Origin of the sequence: Myxococcus sp. XM-1-1-1, assembly GCF_020037095.1 — a bacterium.
In the GTDB taxonomy this organism is placed as follows: domain Bacteria; phylum Myxococcota; class Myxococcia; order Myxococcales; family Myxococcaceae; genus Myxococcus; species Myxococcus fulvus.
Map to the genome: position 1 here is coordinate 1 of NZ_JAIQDH010000031.1, position 19364 is coordinate 19364.

At 66.6% G+C, this 19364-nt stretch carries 18 protein-coding genes, 1 tRNA gene and 1 pseudogene; all 20 read left to right on the forward strand.

Annotation, left to right across the window (positions count from 1 at the left end; translation table 11 throughout):
- Positions 1-135: pseudogene (tuf, locus tag K8640_RS37870) on the forward strand (elongation factor Tu); the annotation flags it as partial.
- 101 nt (positions 136-236) lie between these two features.
- On the forward strand, positions 237-401 hold the full coding sequence (rpmG, locus tag K8640_RS37875) for a 50S ribosomal protein L33 (protein ID WP_015349099.1): 165 nt from the start codon (positions 237-239) through the stop codon (positions 399-401).
- Positions 402-424: 23 nt separating this feature from the next.
- Positions 425-500, forward strand: a tRNA-Trp gene (locus tag K8640_RS37880).
- Positions 501-601: 101 nt separating this feature from the next.
- Positions 602-1045 (forward strand): preprotein translocase subunit SecE, encoded by a 444-nt coding sequence (secE, locus tag K8640_RS37885; protein ID WP_223751553.1) that lies wholly within the window; start codon positions 602-604, stop codon positions 1043-1045.
- Entirely contained in the window at positions 1045-1587 is a 543-nt protein-coding gene (gene nusG, locus K8640_RS37890; RefSeq protein WP_046713309.1) for a transcription termination/antitermination protein NusG, read from the forward strand. The genes secE and nusG overlap by 1 nt, the downstream gene beginning before the upstream one ends.
- 134 nt (positions 1588-1721) lie before the next feature.
- On the forward strand, positions 1722-2168 hold the full coding sequence (gene rplK / locus K8640_RS37895; RefSeq protein WP_015349101.1) for a 50S ribosomal protein L11: 447 nt from the start codon (positions 1722-1724) through the stop codon (positions 2166-2168).
- Between the two features lie 34 nt (positions 2169-2202).
- Positions 2203-2913 carry a 50S ribosomal protein L1 gene (rplA, locus tag K8640_RS37900; RefSeq protein WP_141326199.1) on the forward strand — a complete coding sequence of 237 codons (711 nt, stop codon included), beginning with the start codon at positions 2203-2205 and terminating at the stop codon, positions 2911-2913.
- A gap of 387 nt (positions 2914-3300) precedes the next feature.
- On the forward strand, positions 3301-3822 hold the full coding sequence (gene rplJ / locus K8640_RS37905; RefSeq protein ID WP_141326200.1) for a 50S ribosomal protein L10: 522 nt from the start codon (positions 3301-3303) through the stop codon (positions 3820-3822).
- 99 nt (positions 3823-3921) lie between these two features.
- Complete coding sequence (gene rplL / locus K8640_RS37910) at positions 3922-4296, forward strand: 50S ribosomal protein L7/L12 (RefSeq protein WP_223751554.1); 375 nt, start codon at positions 3922-3924, stop codon at positions 4294-4296.
- Positions 4297-4474: 178 nt separating this feature from the next.
- On the forward strand, positions 4475-8704 hold the full coding sequence (rpoB, locus tag K8640_RS37915) for a DNA-directed RNA polymerase subunit beta (RefSeq protein WP_223751555.1): 4230 nt from the start codon (positions 4475-4477) through the stop codon (positions 8702-8704).
- A 133-nt stretch (positions 8705-8837) separates the two neighbouring features.
- Positions 8838-13052, forward strand: a complete 4215-nt coding sequence (gene rpoC, locus K8640_RS37920) for a DNA-directed RNA polymerase subunit beta' (protein ID WP_141326203.1) — start codon at positions 8838-8840, stop codon at positions 13050-13052.
- 217 nt (positions 13053-13269) lie between these two features.
- Positions 13270-13761, forward strand: a complete 492-nt coding sequence (locus K8640_RS37925; protein ID WP_223751556.1) for a hypothetical protein — start codon at positions 13270-13272, stop codon at positions 13759-13761.
- Between the two features lie 171 nt (positions 13762-13932).
- Positions 13933-14283 carry a phasin family protein gene (locus K8640_RS37930; RefSeq protein ID WP_141326205.1) on the forward strand — a complete coding sequence of 117 codons (351 nt, stop codon included), beginning with the start codon at positions 13933-13935 and terminating at the stop codon, positions 14281-14283.
- A complete protein-coding gene (locus tag K8640_RS37935; RefSeq protein WP_141326206.1) occupies positions 14280-15020 on the forward strand; it encodes a lytic transglycosylase domain-containing protein in 741 nt (246 codons plus the stop codon). Before K8640_RS37930 ends, K8640_RS37935 begins: the two co-directional genes overlap by 4 nt.
- Positions 15021-15149: 129 nt before the next feature.
- Positions 15150-15878, forward strand: coding sequence for a hypothetical protein (locus K8640_RS37940; RefSeq protein ID WP_223751557.1), 729 nt, complete (start codon positions 15150-15152; stop codon positions 15876-15878).
- 25 nt (positions 15879-15903) lie between these two features.
- Positions 15904-16368, forward strand: coding sequence for a hypothetical protein (locus K8640_RS37945; RefSeq protein WP_046713319.1), 465 nt, complete (start codon positions 15904-15906; stop codon positions 16366-16368).
- A gap of 33 nt (positions 16369-16401) precedes the next feature.
- Positions 16402-17163 carry a social motility TPR repeat lipoprotein Tgl gene (tgl, locus tag K8640_RS37950; RefSeq protein WP_223751558.1) on the forward strand — a complete coding sequence of 254 codons (762 nt, stop codon included), beginning with the start codon at positions 16402-16404 and terminating at the stop codon, positions 17161-17163.
- A gap of 22 nt (positions 17164-17185) precedes the next feature.
- Entirely contained in the window at positions 17186-17572 is a 387-nt protein-coding gene (locus tag K8640_RS37955; protein WP_223751559.1) for a RodZ family helix-turn-helix domain-containing protein, read from the forward strand.
- A gap of 8 nt (positions 17573-17580) precedes the next feature.
- Entirely contained in the window at positions 17581-18315 is a 735-nt protein-coding gene (recO, locus tag K8640_RS37960; protein ID WP_141326210.1) for a DNA repair protein RecO, read from the forward strand.
- Positions 18316-18349: 34 nt separating this feature from the next.
- The gene (locus K8640_RS37965) at positions 18350-19354 is read left to right on the forward strand and encodes a carbohydrate kinase (protein WP_223751560.1); all 1005 of its coding nucleotides are present in this window, start codon (positions 18350-18352) and stop codon (positions 19352-19354) included.
- The last annotated feature ends 10 nt before the right edge of the window (positions 19355-19364 follow it).

Consider the following 19364-nt stretch of genomic DNA (forward strand, 5'->3'; position numbering starts at 1 on the left):
GTGATGCCGGGCGACAACATCGCGATCGAGGTGGAGCTGATCACCCCTGTCGCGATGGAGAAGGAGCTGCGCTTCGCTGTTCGCGAGGGTGGCCGCACGGTGGGCGCCGGCGTCGTGGCGGAAGTCATCGAGTAACCCGCCCGGGGAGCTTTCAAGCTCCCTGGCCCCAAACACCGGATTCCGAGGGGAAGGTGCCTGATGGTAACCTTCCCCTTCCGTGTCTGAAGAGGTAGGCCATGCCGAAGGGCAATCGTTCCATCATTTCGCTCGAATGCACGGTGTGCAAGGAGCGGAACTACACGACCACGAAGAACAAGCGGAAGAGCCAGGACAAGCTCGAGCTGAGCAAGTTCTGCTCGCGGTGCCGCAAGCACACGGACCATAAGGAAGGTAAGGTCTAGGTCGGTAGTTCCTGAGAGATTCTAGGCCAGTAGCTCCAACGGTAGAGCAGCGGTCTCCAAATCCGCGTGTTGGGGGTTCGAATCCCTCCTGGCCTGCCAAGTCTCAGTGGGAGCGGGGCCCCCGGTACCTGGAGGTACCGGGGGTTCCTGTGTTTCCGCAGTTCGTGAAATTTCGCTTTCGCAGTACCTCGTGAGGCACCATGGCGACGGCATCAGAGGCCAGCCAGCAGGCTAACCGCTCGGCGATGGATCCGAAGCGGCTCGTGGTCATCTTCTACCTCCTCGCCGGCATCATCCTGGCGCTGTTCCTGGAGCGCTTGTTCGGAGCGCTGTGGGCCAGCTTCGGATGGCCCGATGCGGTGCTCGTCGAGGGGTTGGACTGGAAGGTGTCCACGCTCGTGGGCTACCTGGCGGCCGTGGGCCTCGCACTGGCCGGCTACTTCCACCCCAAGACGCACACCCTCTCCATGGAGGTCGCGTCCGAGCTGATGAAGGTGTCCTGGCCTACCTGGCCGGAGACCCGGACGTCGACCGTGGCCGTGGTCGTCGCCTCGCTCGTGGCCGCGGTGCTGCTCTTCTGCATCGACACCGTCGCATACAACTTGATGGTGGAGTGGCTGCCGTCCCTGTGGGGGAAGCTGTAATGGCGATGAAATGGTTCGTGGTCCACACCTACTCGAACTTCGAGAACCAGGCGAAGAAGAGCCTGGAGGAGAAGATCCGCCTCGAGGGGCTCCAGGACCAGTTCGGTGAGATCCTCATCCCCATGGAGCAGGTCGTGGAGATGGTGAAGGGCGAGAAGAAGACCTCTCGTCGCAAGTTCTTCCCGGGCTACATCTTCGTGCAGATGGAGCTGAACGACCGGACGCTCCACCTGGTGAAGAACACGCCGAAGATCACCGGCTTCCCGGGCACGGGGCAGAACGAGCAGCCGCGGCCCATCTCGGAGAAGGAGGTCGCGAACCTCACGTCGCAGATCTCCGAGGGCACGCTCAAGCCCAAGCCCAAGGTGCAGTTCGACGATGGTGACACGGTGCGTGTGGTGGACGGCCCGTTCGCCAACTTCAACGGCACGGTGGAAGAGGTCAACGCGGAGAAGGGTCGCGTGAAGGTGCTCGTGAGCATCTTCGGTCGCGCCACCCCCGTGGAGCTGGACTTCATGCAGGTGGAGAAGACCACCGGCTAGTTTTTCGCGGGCGACTCGGATAGAGCGCGCCTCGCGGTACTTCCGCGTCCGTCAGGACGCGGTCCCATGGGTGGGAGAGCCTCCCCGTCTGGAGGCCCGTCTGGACCACCCCCTCGAAAGGCAGTTGTCAGCCGATGAAGAAGGTCACAGGTCAGGTCAAGCTGCAGATTCCCGCCGGCAAGGCGAACCCCGCTCCGCCGATCGGCCCCGCGCTCGGTCAGCAGGGCGTGAACATCATGGAGTTCTGCAAGCAGTTCAACGCGAAGACGCAGGCGGAGGCCAAGGAGGGTCTGATCATCCCGGTGATCATCACCGTCTATCAGGACCGCTCCTTTACGTTCATCCTCAAGACGCCTCCGGCGGCCGTCCTCATCAAGAAGGCGGCGGGCCTGCACACCGAGAAGAAGAAGGGCTCGGGAGCGAAGAAGCCTGGCAAGGAGAAGGTGGGGCAGATCACCCGCGCGCAGCTCGAGGAGATCGCCAAGAAGAAGATTCAGGACACCACCGCCGCGTCGCTCGAGGCCTGCATGAACACCATTGCTGGCACCGCGCGCTCCATGGGCATCGACGTCGTCGGCTAGGCCGCCGCCCCACTCACGGACGAGGATTTCTGTCATGGCTAATGGGAAGAAGTTCCGGGCGGCCGCCGCGCTGGTGGACCGCGAGAAGCGTTACACGGTGGCCGAGGGTTTCGCGCTGCTGAAGAAGACGGTGGATGCGCGCGCGTCGAAGTACGACCAGACGGTCGACGTGGCCATCAACCTGGGTGTGGACCCGAAGCACGCGGACCAGATGGTCCGTGGCGCCGTGGTCCTCCCGAACGGTACGGGCGCCACCGTGCGCGTGGCCGTGTTCGCCAAGGGCGAGCGCGCCACCGAGGCTGGCAACGCGGGCGCGGACATCGTGGGCGCGGAGGACCTCCAGAAGCGCATCGAGGAGGGCTTCCTCGACTTCGACACCGTCATCGCCACCCCGGACATGATGGGTATCGTGGGTCGCCTCGGTAAGGTGCTCGGTCCTCGTGGCCTGATGCCGAACCCGAAGGTCGGCACGGTGACCATGGACGTGGCCAAGGCCATCCGCGACGCCAAGGGCGGTAAGGTCGACTTCCGCGCGGAGAAGGCCGGCATCGTCCACGCGAAGATGGGCAAGGCCTCCTTCTCGGTGGACAAGCTCGAGGGCAACTTCAACGCGCTGGTGGACCTGGTGATGAAGCTCAAGCCGGCCACCGCCAAGGGCGTGTACCTGAAGGGCATCGCCATCTCCACGACGATGGGCCCGGGCATCAAGATCGATACCCAGGAGATTCTGGCCCGCCACCGCTAGGCGGCCAGCAGGCGGGCGGTGCTCACTTCCCCGCAGTGGGGGAGTCAGAGCTGCCGCCTGCCTGACGTCTCAGGTTCGAAAGTTCTGGATCTTTGCCGAAGCCGGGGGTATAGGCCCCCGGCTTTTGCAATTGGAGCGCCACGTCATGAGGCGTGCGCTTCGACCTGGTTCATGACAGCAGGGACCCGGTCAGAGGAGAAGTGCCCCGTTGGGAACCGGACAACCGGTCGGGGCGTGGCTTCCTCTGTCGGGTTCAAACGGCCGCAAGGCCAGCCCTGCCGAGACTGGAGGTGCGGTGTGGTGTCTCTCGGAGGCTCCTCTCGCTCTGCCACTTTGGCCCAGGCATCACGCCCGTCGGAAGACGGGCCAAGAAGGAGGTGAGTCAAAGTGCTGAAGAGCGAGAAGGAGGAGATGATCAAGGAGCTCCACGAGAAGTTCTCGCGGACCAAGTCGGCCATCGTCGCGGAGTTCTCCAAGGTGGATGTGGAGACGGTGACGAAGCTGCGCAAGAAGTTCCGCGAGGGCGGCGTCGAGTACAAGGTCATCAAGAACACGCTGGCGCGCCGTGCCGCGCAGGGCACGGACGTGGCTGTCATCGCTGATGACTTCACGGGTCCGGTGGCTCTGTGCCTGAGCTACGGCGACGTGGTGGCCCCGGCGAAGATCCTGACCGAGTTCACGAAGGACCTCGAGGACAAGATCAAGATCCGCACCGCCGTGGTCGACGGCCGCAAGGTCGACGTCAACGGCGTCAAGCAGCTGGCGAAGCTGCCGGGTCTCAACGAGCTCCGGGCGCAGCTGCTCGGCATGCTCAACCAGCCGGCTGGCAAGCTGGTTCGGACGATTGCCGCCCCGGGTTCCCAGCTCGCGCGGGTCGTTCAGGCCCACGCGGACAAGGCGCAGGGTTAGTTTTCCTGATTCATCCGAGAAGTTTCTCTACACCAACCTTGACGGCCGTAGCTCCCACGGGGACGCAGGCCGTTAGTCAAACCCAGAAGGACGAGTTCCATGGCTGACCTGAATGCAATCGTTGAGCAGCTCTCCGGCCTGACCATCATCGAGGCCGCGAACCTGGTGAAGGCCCTCGAGGAGAAGTGGGGCGTCTCCGCCGCCGCCGTCGCCGTTGCCGCCCCCGCGGGTGGTGCTGCGACCGCCGCCCCGGTCGAGGAGAAGACGGAGTTCACGGTGGTGCTGTCGAACGCCGGCGCCAACAAGATCAACGTCATCAAGGAGATCCGCGCGATCACCGGCCTGGGCCTGAAGGAGGCCAAGGACCTGGTCGAGGGCGCGCCCAAGACGGTCAAGGAGGGCGTCAACAAGGACGACGCCAAGAAGATCAAGGACCAGCTCGTTGCCGCTGGCGCCACCGTCGACATCAAGTAAGTCGTACAGGGGCTGCTTGGTTTCCGGGAATTTCCAAGCAGCCTCCTGACCGGATGAGCAGGCCGGCGCTCCCAGTAGGGGAGCTGCCGGCTTTGCCCATTTGACCGTTGCAAATTTCCCGGCGCCGCCGCGCGTTATTGAAGTTTGCCCCGCCCGAGCAGCCGTCCCCGGAGCCAGAATGCCGACGCAGATCCAGAACAATTTCCGCGTGCGGAAGACCTTCGCGAAGATCGCGAAGATCATCGACATTCCCAATCTTATCAACATCCAGAAGCAGTCCTACGAGAAGTTCCTCCAGGCCGATATCGCCCCGGAGAAGCGTGAGGACATCGGCCTTCAGGGTGTCTTCAACTCGGTTTTCCCGATTCGGGATTTCAACGAGACGTCGTCGCTGGAGTTCGTCAGCTACCACCTGGAGAAGCCGAAGTACGACGTCGATGAGTGCCACCAGCGTGGCATGACCTATTCCGCGCCCATCAAGGTCGTCGTCCGCCTGGTGGTGTGGGACAAGGATGAGGAGACCGGCGCGCAGTCCATCCGCGACGTGAAGGAGCAGGAGGTCTACTTCGGGGAAATCCCGCTGATGACCCAGAACGGCACCTTCATCATCAACGGCACGGAGCGCGTGGTCGTCAGCCAGCTGCACCGCAGCCCGGGCGCGTTCTTCGACCACGACAAGGGCAAGAGCCACTCGTCGGGCAAGCTGCTCTACAACGCGCGCATCATCCCCTACCGCGGTTCGTGGATCGACTTCGAGTTCGACCACAAGGACCTGCTGTACGTGCGCATCGACCGGCGTCGCAAGCTGCCCGCCACGGTGCTCATCCGCGCCCTGGGCGCCGTCAGCGACACCGCGAAGAAGAACCCGCTGGAGTTCAAGGGTTCCACCGAGGAGATCCTCAACTACTACTACGCCACGGAGACCATCTACCTCCAGAGCGCGACGGACTTCGAGAAGAGCGTCGAGCTGGAGCTGCTCCCGGGCCAGCGCGCCACCCGCGACATCAAGACGAAGACGGGTGAGCTGATCGTCAAGAAGAACCGCAAGTTCACCCGCGTCGCCATCAAGAAGCTCGAGGCGGCGAAGATGAAGACGCTCCCCATCGACGCGGACGAGCTCTTCACGAAGGTGTCCGCGTACGACGTGGTGGACGAGAACACCGGCGAGGTCATCCTCGAGTGCAACGAGGAAGTCTCGCAGGAGAAGGTGGACGAGCTCCTCAAGCGCAACATCAAGGAGTTCAAGGTCCTCTTCATCGACAACCTCAACGTGGGTCCCTACCTGCGTGAGACGCTCATGCTGGACAAGCTCGAGACGCCCGAGCAGTCCATCATGGAGATCTACCGTCGTCTGCGTCCTGGCGATCCGCCGACGCCCGAGACGGCCATCAACCTGTTCACGAACCTGTTCTTCAACCCCGAGCGCTACGACCTGTCCAAGGTGGGTCGCCTCAAGCTGAACTTCAAGTTCGGCCTCGAGGAGCCGCTCGACGGGCAGATCCTCACCAAGCGGGACATCCTCGAGGTGATCCGCTACCTGATCGATCTGAAGAACGGCAAGGGCACCATCGACGACATCGACCACCTCGGCAACCGGCGCGTGCGCGCGGTGGGCGAGCTGCTCGAGAACCAGTACCGCATCGGTCTGGTTCGCATGGAGCGGGCGATCAAGGAGCGCATGAGTCTCCAGGAGATCGAGACGCTCATGCCGCACGACCTCATCAACGCCAAGCCCGTCACGGCGGTCATCAAGGAGTTCTTCGGGTCCAGCCAGCTGTCGCAGTTCATGGACCAGACGAACCCCCTGTCCGAGGTCACGCACAAGCGTCGTCTGTCCGCGCTCGGGCCCGGCGGCCTCACGCGTGAGCGCGCGGGCTTCGAGGTCCGCGACGTCCACCCGACGCACTACGGCCGCATCTGCCCCATCGAGACGCCGGAAGGTCCGAACATCGGCCTCATCGCGTCCTTGTCCACCTACGCGCGCGTCAACGAGTTCGGCTTCGTGGAGACGCCGTACCGCAAGGTCGACGCGGGCGTGGTGACGACGGACGTGGCCTTCTACTCGGCGCTCGAGGAGGAGAAGCACACCATCGCGCAAGCGAACGCGGAGACGGACAAGAAGGGCAAGTTCGTCAACGCGCTCGTGTCCAGCCGCCGCGGCGGTGAGTTCGTCCAGGCGCGCGCCGAGGACGTGGACCTGATGGACGTGTCGCCGAACCAGCTGGTGTCGGTGGCCGCGTCGCTCATCCCGTTCCTGGAGAACGACGACGCCAACCGCGCCCTCATGGGCTCGAACATGCAGCGCCAGGCGGTTCCGCTGCTGCGCACCAGCGCTCCGCTGGTGGGCACGGGCATCGAAGCCATCGTCGCGCGCGACTCGGGCGTGACGTGTGTCGCGCGCCGTGACGGCACGGTGGAGAGCGTGGACGCCGGCCGCATCGTGGTGAAGGCGGACGTGCCGGCCTCGCTGAGCGACGTGTCGAGCGAGGTCGACATCTACAACCTGCTCAAGTACCAGCGCTCCAACCAGAACACCTGCCTCAACCAGAAGCCCATCATCAGCAAGGGCGACAAGGTCCGGAAGGGTGACGTCATCGCCGACGGCCCGGCCACCGAGACGGGCGAGCTGGCGCTGGGGCAGAACGTGGTCGTCGCGTTCATGCCGTGGCAGGGCTACAACTTCGAGGACTCCATCCTCATCAGCGAGCGCATCCTCAAGGACGACGTCTTCACGTCGATCCACATCGAGGAGTTCGAGTGCATCGCGCGCGACACCAAGCTGGGCAAGGAGGAGATCACCCGCGACATCCCGAACGTGGGTGAGGAGGCCCTCAAGGACCTCGACGAGTCCGGCATCATCCGCATCGGCGCCGAGGTGAAGCCCGGCGACGTGCTGGTGGGCAAGATCACCCCGAAGGGCGAGACCCAGCTGTCTCCCGAAGAGAAGCTCCTGCGAGCCATCTTCGGCGAGAAGGCCGGCGACGTGCGCGACAGCTCCCTGCGCGTGCCCCCGGGCGTGGTGGGCACCGTCATCAACGCCAAGGTGTTCAGCCGCAAGGGCGTGGAGAAGGACGAGCGCGCCAAGCAGATCGAGTCCATGGAGGAGGCGAAGCTCCTCAAGGACCAGAACGACGAGATCAAGGTCCTCCAGGACAGCGCCATCGGCCGCATCCGCGCGCTGGTCCGCGGCAAGGAGGTCCAGGGCAAGCTCGTGGACGACAAGGGGAAGATCCTCCTGAAGAAGGGGGACATCCTCGACGACGCGCTGCTGGCCACGGTGCCCTACAAGTACTGGGGTGAGATCTCCGTCGGCGACCCGCTCGACTCCCGCGTGCGCGACATCCTGCGCAACCTGGAGGAGACGAAGGAGGCCGTGAAGCTGGCCTTCGGCGAGAAGATCGCCCGCATCAAGAAGGGTGATGAGCTGCCTCCGGGCGTCATCAAGATGGTGAAGGTGTACGTCGCCATCAAGCGCAAGCTGGCCGTGGGCGACAAGATGGCCGGCCGCCACGGAAACAAGGGCGTCGTGTCCCGCATCCTCCCCGAGGAGGACATGCCGTATCTGGAGGACGGCCGTCCGGTGGACATCGTCCTCAACCCGCTCGGCGTTCCCAGCCGCATGAACATCGGGCAGATCCTCGAGACGCACCTGGGCTGGGCCGCCAAGGGCACCGGCGAGGCGCTGCAGCGCTACGTGGAGGACAACTGGGGCGCGGAGGCCATCAAGGAGCGCCTCAAGGTCATCTACGGCGCGGAGACCCCGTTCGCGGCGTTCCTCGACAAGCTGGACGAGGAGGAGATCCGCCAGCTGTGCCGTCGCTCCAAGCGCGGCATCCACGTGGCGACGCCGGTGTTCGACGGCGCCCAGGAGCTGGAGATCCACCAGCTGCTCGACGAGGGCAAGCTGCCCCGCACGGGCCAGATGGTGCTCTTCGACGGCCGCACGGGTGAGCCGTTCGACCAGAACGTCACCGTGGGCGTGATGTACATGCTCAAGCTGCACCACCTGGTGGACGAGAAGATCCACGCGCGCTCCATCGGGCCCTACTCCCTGGTCACCCAGCAGCCGCTGGGCGGCAAGGCGCAGTTCGGCGGTCAGCGTCTGGGCGAGATGGAAGTCTGGGCGATGGAGGCCTACGGCGCGGCGTACACGCTGCAGGAGTTCCTCACCGTCAAGTCGGACGACGTGGTGGGCCGCACGCGCATGTACGAGGCCATCGTCAAGGGCGACAACGTCCTGGAGAGCGGCCTGCCCGAGTCGTTCAACGTGCTCCTCAAGGAGCTCCAGTCGCTCGCGCTGGACGTCGAGCTGCTCGAGAGCGCCCCCCCGGAGCGGCAGCGCAGCTTCGGCGGCGACTTCCTCGGCGGCGGTGACGGCGAGGAGCGCAAGACCGGGACCGAGGCCTGAGTTAGAGCCGGCGCGCCCGCCTGACCGGCCGCCCGCCACCCCGTGAGGGGGTGGGCGCGGCCGGGTCCGGGGCGGGGGCCCGAATCAGCTGGCGTTCCCCACGGGGGACGCCTCACGAGATTTCGGAGGCAACGTGAAGGACATTTTCAACTTCTTCGAGAAGCCGAAGGACCCGTTGTCGTTCAACGCCATTCGCATCGCGCTGGCGTCGCCCGACAAGATCCGCCAGTGGTCGCACGGTGAGGTGAAGAAGCCCGAGACCATCAACTACCGCACGTTCAAGCCGGAGCGTGACGGCCTGTTCTGCGCCCGCATCTTCGGGCCGGTGAAGGACTACGAGTGCAACTGCGGCAAGTACAAGCGCATGAAGCACCGTGGCGTGGTGTGTGAGAAGTGTGGCGTGGAGGTCATCCAGTCGAAGGTCCGCCGCGAGCGCCTGGGTCACATCACCCTGGCCACGCCGGTGGCCCACATCTGGTTCCTCAAGTCGCTGCCCAGCCGCATCGGCAACCTGCTCGACATCACGCTCAAGGAGCTGGAGAAGGTCCTCTACTGCGAGAGCTACATCGTCCTCGACCCCAAGTCGACGCCGCTGCAGGCCGGTGAGCTCATCAGCGAGGAGAAGATGCACCGGCTCTACCAGGAGCACGGTGAGGACTCCTTCACCACGGGCATGGGCGGCGAGGCCGTCCGCGAGATGCTCAAGGGCCTGGACGTGGAGAAGCTGTCCGAGGCGCTGCGCAAGGACATGCGCGAGACCACCAGCGAGGCGAAGCGGAAGAAGTACGCCAAGCGCCTGAAGGTGGCCGAGGCGTTCCGCGTCTCCGGCAACAAGCCCGAGTGGATGATGCTGGACGTGATTCCGGTCATCCCGCCGGACCTGCGCCCGCTCGTTCCCCTCGACGGTGGCCGCTTCGCGACCTCCGACCTGAACGACCTGTACCGCCGCGTCATCAACCGCAACAACCGTCTCAAGCGCCTGCAGGAGCTCAACGCTCCGGACATCATCATCCGCAACGAGAAGCGGATGCTGCAGGAGGCCGTCGACGCGCTGTTCGACAACGGCCGCCGCGGCAAGACGATCACGGGCCCCAACAAGCGCCCGCTCAAGTCGCTGTCCGACATGCTCAAGGGCAAGCAGGGCCGGTTCCGTCAGAACCTGCTCGGCAAGCGCGTGGACTACTCGGGCCGCTCCGTCATCGTCGTCGGTCCCGAGCTGCGCCTGCACCAGTGCGGCCTGCCGAAGATCATGGCGCTCGAGCTGTTCAAGCCGTTCATCTACAACAAGCTCGAAGAGAAGGGCTACGTCACCACCATCAAGTCGGCGAAGAAGATGGTGGAGAAGGAGCGTCCCGAGGTCTGGGACATCCTCGAGGACGTCATCCGCGAGCACCCGGTGCTCCTCAACCGCGCGCCCACGCTGCACCGCCTGGGCATGCAGGCCTTCGAGCCCGTGCTCATCGAGGGCAAGGCCATCCAACTGCACCCGCTCGTCTGCGCGGCGTTCAACGCCGACTTCGACGGTGACCAGATGGCCGTGCACGTGCCGCTCTCCATCGAGGCTCAGATGGAGGCCCGCGTGCTGATGATGTCGACGAACAACATCCTCAGCCCCGCGAACGGCAAGCCCATCATCGTCCCGACGCAGGACATGGTGCTCGGCATCTACTACATGACCCGAGCCCGCGAGTTCGCCAACGGCGAGGGCCGCGTGTTCAGCTCGCCCGACGAGGTCCGCGCCGCGTACGACCACGGCGAGGTGCACCTGCAGGCGAAGGTGGTCTGCCGCATCGACGGCAAGCGCAAGGAGACCACCGTCGGCCGTGTCCTGCTGTGGGAGGTGGTTCCCCGCCGCGTGGGCTTCGACGCCATCAACAAGGTGCTCGACAAGAAGTCGCTCGGCGGCCTCATCGACCTCTGCTACCGCCTGACGGGTGAGAAGGAGACGGTGCTGCTCGCGGACCGCATCCGCAGCCTCGGCTACTTCAACGCCACGCGCGCCGGTATCTCCATCGCGCTGAAGGACATGATCATCCCCGCGAAGAAGCAGGAGTTCCTGGACTACGCGGGCAAGGAGGTGTCGGAGATCGAGAACCAGTACCTCGAGGGTCTCATCACCGACGGCGAGCGCTACAACAAGGTCATCGATATCTGGGCCGAGGTGACGGAGAAGGTCGCCCAGGAGATGATGCAGCAGATCTCCCAGGAGGAGGCCTCGCGGGAGAAGGACGGCAAGCGGGAGTCGCGCAAGCAGCCGTCGTTCAACCCCATCTACATCATGGCCGACTCGGGCGCGCGTGGTAGCGCCCAGCAGATCCGTCAGCTCGCCGGTATGCGCGGACTGATGGCGAAGCCGTCCGGCGAAATCATCGAGACGCCCATCACCGCGAACTTCCGCGAGGGTCTCTCGGTGCTCCAGTACTTCATCTCCACGCACGGCGCCCGCAAGGGTCTGGCGGACACGGCGCTCAAGACGGCCAACTCCGGTTACCTCACCCGCCGTCTCGTTGACGTGGCGCAGGACGCCATCATCAACGAGTACGACTGCGGCACCATGGACGGTCTGTTCATCGGGGCCCTGGTCGAGGGTGGTGAGATCATCGAGCCGCTCGGCGAGCGCATCCTGGGCCGCGTGGCCCTGGACGACATCCTCGACCCCGTCACGGGCGAGGTGCTGGTGCGCGCCAACGAGGAGATCGACGAGGACCGCGTCCGCCGCATCGAGAACAGCGGCCTGGACAAGGTGAAGATCCGCTCGGTGCTCACGTGCCAGGCCAAGCGCGGCATCTGCGTGGAGTGCTACGGCCGTGACCTGGCGCGTGGCCGCAAGGTGTCCGTGGGCGAGGCCGTGGGTGTCATCGCGGCGCAGTCCATCGGTGAGCCGGGTACGCAGCTGACGATGCGCACGTTCCACATCGGTGGCGCGGCGACGCGGCGCGCGGAGCAGTCCAGCCTGGAGAACCGGTACGCCGGTAGCGTGAAGTTCGCGGGCCTCATCACGGTGCAGAAGACGGACGGCACGCTCGTGGCGATGAACCGCAACGGCGAGCTGGTCGTCGTCGACGACTCCGGCCGCGAGCGCGAGCGCTACCAGGTCATCTACGGCGCCCGCATCCTGGTGAAGGAAGGCCAGCGCATCGAGGCGAGCACGCTGCTGGCGGAGTGGGATCCGTTCGCCATCCCGCTGCTCACCGAGGTGGGCGGTACCGTGCGCTACGAGGACATCATCGAAGGCGTGACGATGTCCGAGACCCTGGACGAGGTGACGGGTCTGTCGCGCAAGACGGTCATCGAGTCGAAGGACCCGGAGGCGCGTCCGCGCGTCTCCATCCGCGACGCCCAGGGCAACACGAAGGACCTGCCCTCGTCCCGCAACCCGGCGAGCTACTTCCTGCCGCAGGGCTCCATCATCACCGTCAACGACGGCGATGAGATCCACCCGGGCGAGGTCATCGCCAAGGTGCCGCGCGAGACGACCAAGACGAAGGACATCACGGGCGGTCTGCCCCGCGTGGCCGAGCTGTTCGAGGCGCGCAAGCCGAAGGATGCCGCGGCCATCGCGGAGATCGACGGCGTGGTGTCGTTCGGCAAGGACACCAAGGGCAAGCGCAAGCTCATCATCACCCCCGAGGTGAACGGCGAGCAGCGCACGGACCTAGCCAAGGAGTATCTGATCTCCAAGGGCAAGAACATCAGCGTCCACTCCGGCGACCGCGTGAAGGCCGGCGAGGCGATGATGGACGGCGCGGCCAACCCGCACGACATCCTCAAGGTGCTGGGCGAGAAGGAGCTCGCGCGCTACCTGGTGGACGAAGTGCAGGAGGTCTACCGCCTCCAGGGCGTGAAGATTAACGACAAGCACATCGAGACCATCGTCCGGCAGATGCTGCGCCGGGTGCGCGTCACGGATGTGGGCGACACCAACTTCCTGGTCGACGAGCAGGTGGAGAAGTGGGTGTTCGAGGAGGAGAACGAGAAGATCATGGCCGAGGGCAAGCGCCCGGCCGTGGGTGAGCCGCTGCTGCTCGGCATCACCAAGGCCTCGCTCTCCACCGAGTCGTTCATCTCGGCGTCCTCCTTCCAGGAGACCACCAAGGTGCTCACCGAGGCCGCCATCAACGGCAAGGTGGACTACCTGCGCGGCCTCAAGGAGAACGTCATCATGGGTCGGCTCATCCCCGCCGGTACGGGTCTGCCGAACTACAAGCACCTCGACATCGAGGTGGAGAGCCCGACCGACGAGGTCAACGAGATGGAGGCCGCGCTGGCCGGTGCCCACGGCGATGGTGGGCCCCTGTCCGCTCCGGCTCCCCGTCCGGAAGGCACCCAGACGACGGGCGCCGCCTAGCGCTCGCCAGGCCGCCCCTCGGGCGAGCCTGGGTGCAGTCCTCCCGCCGCTCCGGTCTTCGTGCCGGGGCGGCGGTTTCATTTTCAGACCCAGTTAGTCGGGCTTTCCGGGACGTCGTCCTTGACGGTCATGGCGCGCCGCGTTATGTTTTGCGCGGAGAGTTTTTGACTCACTGGGTTACTGCCCGGCATGCCGGGTGAAAAGGGGAGGACGACACATGGCCACGACGAAGCAGGCGGAGACGAAGCACGAGGAGACGACCCCCGCGGTGGACGCGAGCGCCGAGGCGGCGAAGAGCGGTTTCTCCAACGTGGAGGTCTTTCTCAAGGCCCAGCTCGCGCAGGCGCAGAAGCGCATCGAGGAGCTGGAGGGTGAGGCGGGCAAGGTGGTGAAGGCGCTGGACGCCCGCCGCCAGGAGGCCACGAAGGAGGCCCAGGCCCTGTGGACCAAGTTCCAGGCCGGTGAGCTGCTGACGGACCCGCGCGTGAAGGAGCTGGGCAAGAAGGTGGACGCGGCCGGCGCCGAGCTGAAGAAGCGCCTGGACGGGCTGCAGACCAAGGTGGTGGGCGCGGTGGGCGTGGCCAGCCAGTCCCAGCTGCAGGAGCTCAACAAGGAGCTGTCCAAGCTGTCGCGCAAGGTGGACTCGCTCTTGAAGCCCATCCGACGCTCGGGTGCCTCGAAGGGCACGGACTCCTCTCCCCGCGCCTGAACAGCGACGGGTGGTTGACGCATGGTGCCCCCTTCCCACTCCACGAGTGGACATGAGGCAGGGGAGGGGGCTCGTTCTCGTTTCCTTCACCCCGGGGGTGTGATTACGTGGCAGGTCCGTTCGACTGTTCCAGGCCCACGGGTCTGGTACACCCCCTCCCGGAGAGACCCATTGGACAACAAGCCCGAGGCCCCCCGAGAGAAGAACCCTGTCGCGGAAACTTTTGAGCGCATCTGGAGTCAGGCGCTCCTCGCGGTCAGCACGGCCGAAGAGGAGGCCTCCCGCGCGGTGCAGAAGGTGGCGTCCGTGGCCGGCTGGAGCCAGGACGAGGTGAAGCGCCAGGCCCAGGCCTTCTCGGACCGCCTGGCCGGCCACCGTAGGGATTTGGAGCACAATGTGGAGGACCGGGTTCGCACGGCCCTCACCCGGATGAAGCTGCCCCGTCGCGAGGAGCTCCAGGCGTTCGGCTCCCGGTTGGAGCGCGTGGCCGAGCGCATCCAGGCCCTGGAGCAACGCAAGTGACTTCTCCCGCCCCCACGGGCGGGAGGTCGTTCGCGACGCGTTTCTTCGAATCTCTCCACGCTCTGAGCTCAGGCTGTTCCCGACTCCCCCTGCTGGCGGGGGTGGCGCTCGTCGTGTCCGCGCGGCTGGTGCCGCTGCTGGAGGAGCGCTCGGTCCAGCCTGTCCTGTCCGAGCGCGTGGTCGCCGAGAGCCCCTCTCCGGAGGCGTCCCTCATCGACCTCGTGCTCGCGCGGCGCGCTCCGGGCCTGGGCCTCACCCTGCGCCGGCAGCTCGGCAACGCCATCGCCGAGGAGGCCCGGACGGCGGGGTATGATCCGCTCCTGGTGCTGGCCCTCATCGACGTGGAGTCGGACTTCGCCGAGGAGGCGGTGTCCGAGAAGGGCGCGCGGGGGCTGATGCAGATCAAGCCCAGCACGCTCCACTTCCTGGCGGAGAAGGAGGGCCTTCGCCTCTCCCGGGAAGAGGTGACGGCCGACACGGCGCTGTGCGTGCGGCTGGGCATCCGCTACCTGCGCTCGCTGCAGGACCGCTTCGGCGGCGACCTGGAGCTGGCGCTGATGGCCTACAACGCCGGCCCCACCCGCATCCGCAATGCCATCAAGCAGGGCGAGCTGGACCGCTTCCGGCGCTACCCCCGGGCCGTCCGGCGCGACTTCCGCCGCTTCCGCGAGGGCCATGGCCTGGGCGGAGACTGGGCGCTCGCCCAGCGCGAGGCGGACGCCGTCCCCACGCCTTGATACACCCCGTGTGAATCTCGCCGCGCCATGGCCGCTCCAAGCGGAGGCATGTGCGCCTTGTCCCGGTCCCCAGGGTGCGCTAAGCGTTGCAAGTGCCCGGGACTGTTGAAGATTCCGAGGAGTGAACCCATGCATCGTCCCTTTTCGCGCGCGGCGCTCGTCGCCACCCTGGTGGCGCTGGCCCCGCTGAGCACCCTGGCGGGTTCCGTCTATCTCAACGGCGTGTTGATCGACGGCGTCACCAACCAGAAGTTCGAGAAGGCCACCGTCCGCATCGACGAGTCCGGCAACGTCCACATCGAGGCGGCGGGCTACCGCGTCTCGACGGTGACGACGCCCGCTCCGGCGGCTCCCGCCCAGGCCGCGGTCCCCACGCCGAGCGCCGCGCAGGCCGTCCCCGCGGGTGGCGCCGCCACGGCGGCTCCGGCGGCGCAGGCGGTACCCACGGCGGGGATGGCCTCGGCGCAGCCGACGGTGGCCGCGGCCACCCAGCCGACGCGCATCACCCAGCGCTACTGGCTGGTGACGGAGCAGACGGTGCCCGGGATGACGGAGTACGACATCGACGTGTACGTGAACTCCCGGTGGCTGCGGAAGCTGCGCGGCAACGAGGACCAGGTGGTCGCGGACATCACCCAGCACCTCAAGCCCGGGGCGAACCAGGTGATGCTGATGGCCCGGAAGATTTCCACCGGTTCCAAGCGCAGCGATTCGCCCAAGCACCTGTTCCGGGTCATCATTGGCGAGGGCAACGAGGGCGGTGGCAACGTGATGATCGACAACCCGCTCATCCGCTTCCAGACGTCGGCGGCGGAGTCGAAGGACATCACGCAGGAGTTCACCCTCACCACGCGCTGAGGGGCGAGACTCTCGGAGACACGACGTGTTCAACCTGGATGAGCGCTACCGCGGCCTTCCCGCGACGCGCGAGCAGATCCTCGCGCTGCACACCTCGCTCAACACGCCGCACGTGGCCATCCCCGGCAAGCAGGCCGGGCCGGCGCAGGCGTTCGTCGTGGGGCTGCGCGGAGGGCAGGGCGCGGCCGTCTTCGTGTACCTCTACCTGGCGGAGGCCGAGGACTGCGCGGTGTACCTGTCCGGCCGCCGCAACACGACGGCGGACGAGTACCGCGAGGACGAGTCGGACGCGCTCGCCTTCGTCGAGTCGCTCGGCTTCATGATGGATGACGCCAACTGGCGCGGTCAGCCCCCGGAGCAGCAGGACGAGTGGCTCAAGACGCTGCCGGTCTTCTTCAAGGACCCCACGCTGGTGCCCGCGGTGAAGGCTCGCGCCGAAGAGAAGAAGAACGTCACCACCACCCTGGGCCGCTTCCTCGCGGCCTTCTGAGTCTTGCTCACCCCCGTCGTCGAGAACCGCCCCATGCTCCGCTTCGCCTCCGCGTTCCGCCCACTCGCGCTCGTGCTCGCGCTCGCCGGCTGTGCCCATGTCCCCACGGAGAAGGAGCGCCGCAAGGCGGAGATCCACTACGACCTGGCGCTCCAGGCCCAGCAGCAAGGCCACGTCCAGGACGCGCTGCGCGAGCTGCAGGTGTCGCTGGAGAGTGATCCCGACTATCCGGAGGCGAACAACGCCATCGGCATCCTGCTGCACCTCGGCTTCGCGCGCCCGGCCGAGGCCATTGGCCACTACGAGCGCGCGTTGAAGGTGCGTCCCACCTTCTCCGAGGCCCGCACGAACCTGGCCAACGTGCACCTGGACCAGGGGCGCTACGACGAGGCCATCAAGCTGTACGAGCAGGTCCTCAACGACATGCTCTACGTGACGCCGTACATCGCGCAGGGCAACATGGGCTGGGCCTTCTACAAGAAGGGCGACACGCAGCGGGCCGTGGGGAGCCTCAAGGCGGCGGTGACGACCAACCCCGGCTTCTGCATGGGCTACCGCAACCTGGGCATCATCTTCGACGAGACGGGCAAGCTGGACGAGTCGTGCCGTAACTTCTCCCGCTACCGCGAGAACTGCCCGGACGCGGCCGATGCCCACATGCGCGAGGGCGTGTGCCTGGCGAAGCAGGGGCAGGCGGAAGGGGCCCGGCAGGCCTTCTCCACTTGCGAGGCCAAGGCGAAGGCGGGAGAACAGGAGCTGAAGGACGACTGCCGAAGGCTGCTCGAAAAGCTCTAGTCTTCTGCTATCTGGGCGCACCGTGGACCACGTCGACTTCGGCAAGTACCTCAGCCAGCAGCGGGAGCTTCGAGGCATGTCTCGCGAGGATGTCGCGCGAGAGACCAAGATTCCCCCGACGCTCATCGCCGCGCTCGAGGCAGGGCAGGTGGAGCGGCTGCCCTCGCGCATCTTCGTGGTGAACTACATCAAGGCCTACGCCCAGGTGATTGGCCTGTCCCCCGAGGAGGCCATCCTCCGGTACGAGGAGGTGGACCGCTCGGTGCCGGCGCCGTCGCCCGCGCAGCTGGAGCAGGAGCGCCGCAAGCGGGCCTACGTGGGGCTGTCCGTCCTCCTGGTGGCCCTGGCGCTGGGCCTCTACGTGTTCCTCGTGCTGAGCGGGAAGCTTCCTTCTCCGCTCGCGCGTTGAATGACGCCATGGAGCGCTACGACGACGATGCGCTCGTGCTGTCCACCGTGGACTACGGCGAGTCGGACCGGCTCGTCACGCTGCTGACGCGCGAGCATGGGAAGCTGACGGCCTTCGCCGCGGGGGCGCGCAAGAGCAAGCGGCGCTTCGCGGGCGCGCTGGAGCCGTTCATGCGGCTGCGCGTGCACATCGTCGAGACGCGCGGCTCCACGGTGCGGCTGGACTCCACGGACATCGTCGCCGGGTACTACGCCGCGCGCGAGGACCTGTCGCTCATCGCCCGGGCCCTGTACGCGGTGGAGCTGTGCCGCGAGCTGACGCGCGACCACGAACCGCACCCGGAGCTCTTCATCCTGCTGGAGGGCTACCTGGGCCGCCTGGATGCGAAGGAGGCGGGGCCCACGTCGCTCCTGGCCTTCGAGCTGGCGGCGCTGGCCCACGCGGGCCTGATGCCGCGCTTCGATGCGTGCTCGCTGTGTGGAGGAGCGCCCGGTGAGCGGCCCCGGTTCGACCAGGCGCACGGGGGCGCGGTGTGCGAGCCGTGCAGCGCCCGTGCTCGGGAGGCGGTGCTCGTCCCGTCCGCGCTGCTGTCCGGGCTGCGAGCGCTCCAGGAAGGGGCCCGCACGCCGCTTCCCGCGGACCTTCGTGCCCGCGCGCGCGGACTGCTCAACGTCTTCATCGCCCACCACCTGGGACGACGCCTCAAGAGCGTGGACTTCATGGCCCAGGTGGGGCTGGACTGACGCGGGTCCGAAGCCGTCACACGAGAGAGGTCACATGAGCGAGGGGCAGGAGTCGCCGCTGGACGTGGTGTGCTTCGGTGAGACGCTGGTGGACTTCCTTCCCTCCGAGCAGGGCAAGCGCGTGCGCGACGTGCCCGCGTGGCACCCCTGTCCCGGTGGCTCTCCCGCCAACGTCTCCGTGGGGCTGGCGAGGCTGGGGCTGAAGCCGGCGATGCTCGGCGTGGTGGGCTCGGACGAGTTCGGCCACTTCCTCAAGGACAGCCTGTCCCGCGAGGGCGTGGACGTGAGCCACCTGCGACAGACGACGGAGGCGCGCACCGGCCTGGTGTTCATCTCCCTGGATGCGAAAGGGGAGCGCAGCTTCACCTTCTTCCGCACCCGCTCCGCGGAGTTCCTCCTGGGGCAGACCGACGTGGACGCGGACTTCCTGCTGCGCGCCCGCGCGGTGCACTGCGGCTCCAACTCCCTGCAGCGTGAGGATGCCCAACTGGCGACGGTGCGGATGCTCGGCCTGGCGCGCGAGGCGGACCGCATCGTCAGCTGTGATCCGAACCTGCGGCTGCACGCGTGGGAGGACCCCACGCAGCTCAAGACGCTGCTCGCGCGGATGCTGCCGCTGTGCACCGTGGTGAAGCTGTCCGAGGAGGAGATCGGCTTCGTCACCGGCACGGAGTCCCCCCAGGAGGCGCTCACGAGACTGTCCGGCATGGGCGTGAGGCTGCCGGTGGTGACGCTCGGCGAGCGGGGCGCGCTGTTTCGCTGGAAGGGCGAGGACGTCCACGTGCCGGCGCCTCGAACCCGGGTGGTCGACACCACGGGCGCGGGGGATGGCTTCGTCGCGGGGCTCCTGCACGGGCTGGTGCGCTGGTACGGCGGCACCCGTGCGCTGGAGTCCGCCACGCGCGAGGAGCTGGTGGTGCTGGCGACCTTCGCGTGCGCCGTGGGGGCGCGGGTCGTCGAGAAGCCCGGCGCGGTGGAGGGCCTGCCACGCGCGGAGGAGCTCTCCTCGGTGTGGCCCTCCCGACCTGACGCTCGCTGAGCGGTTCGCG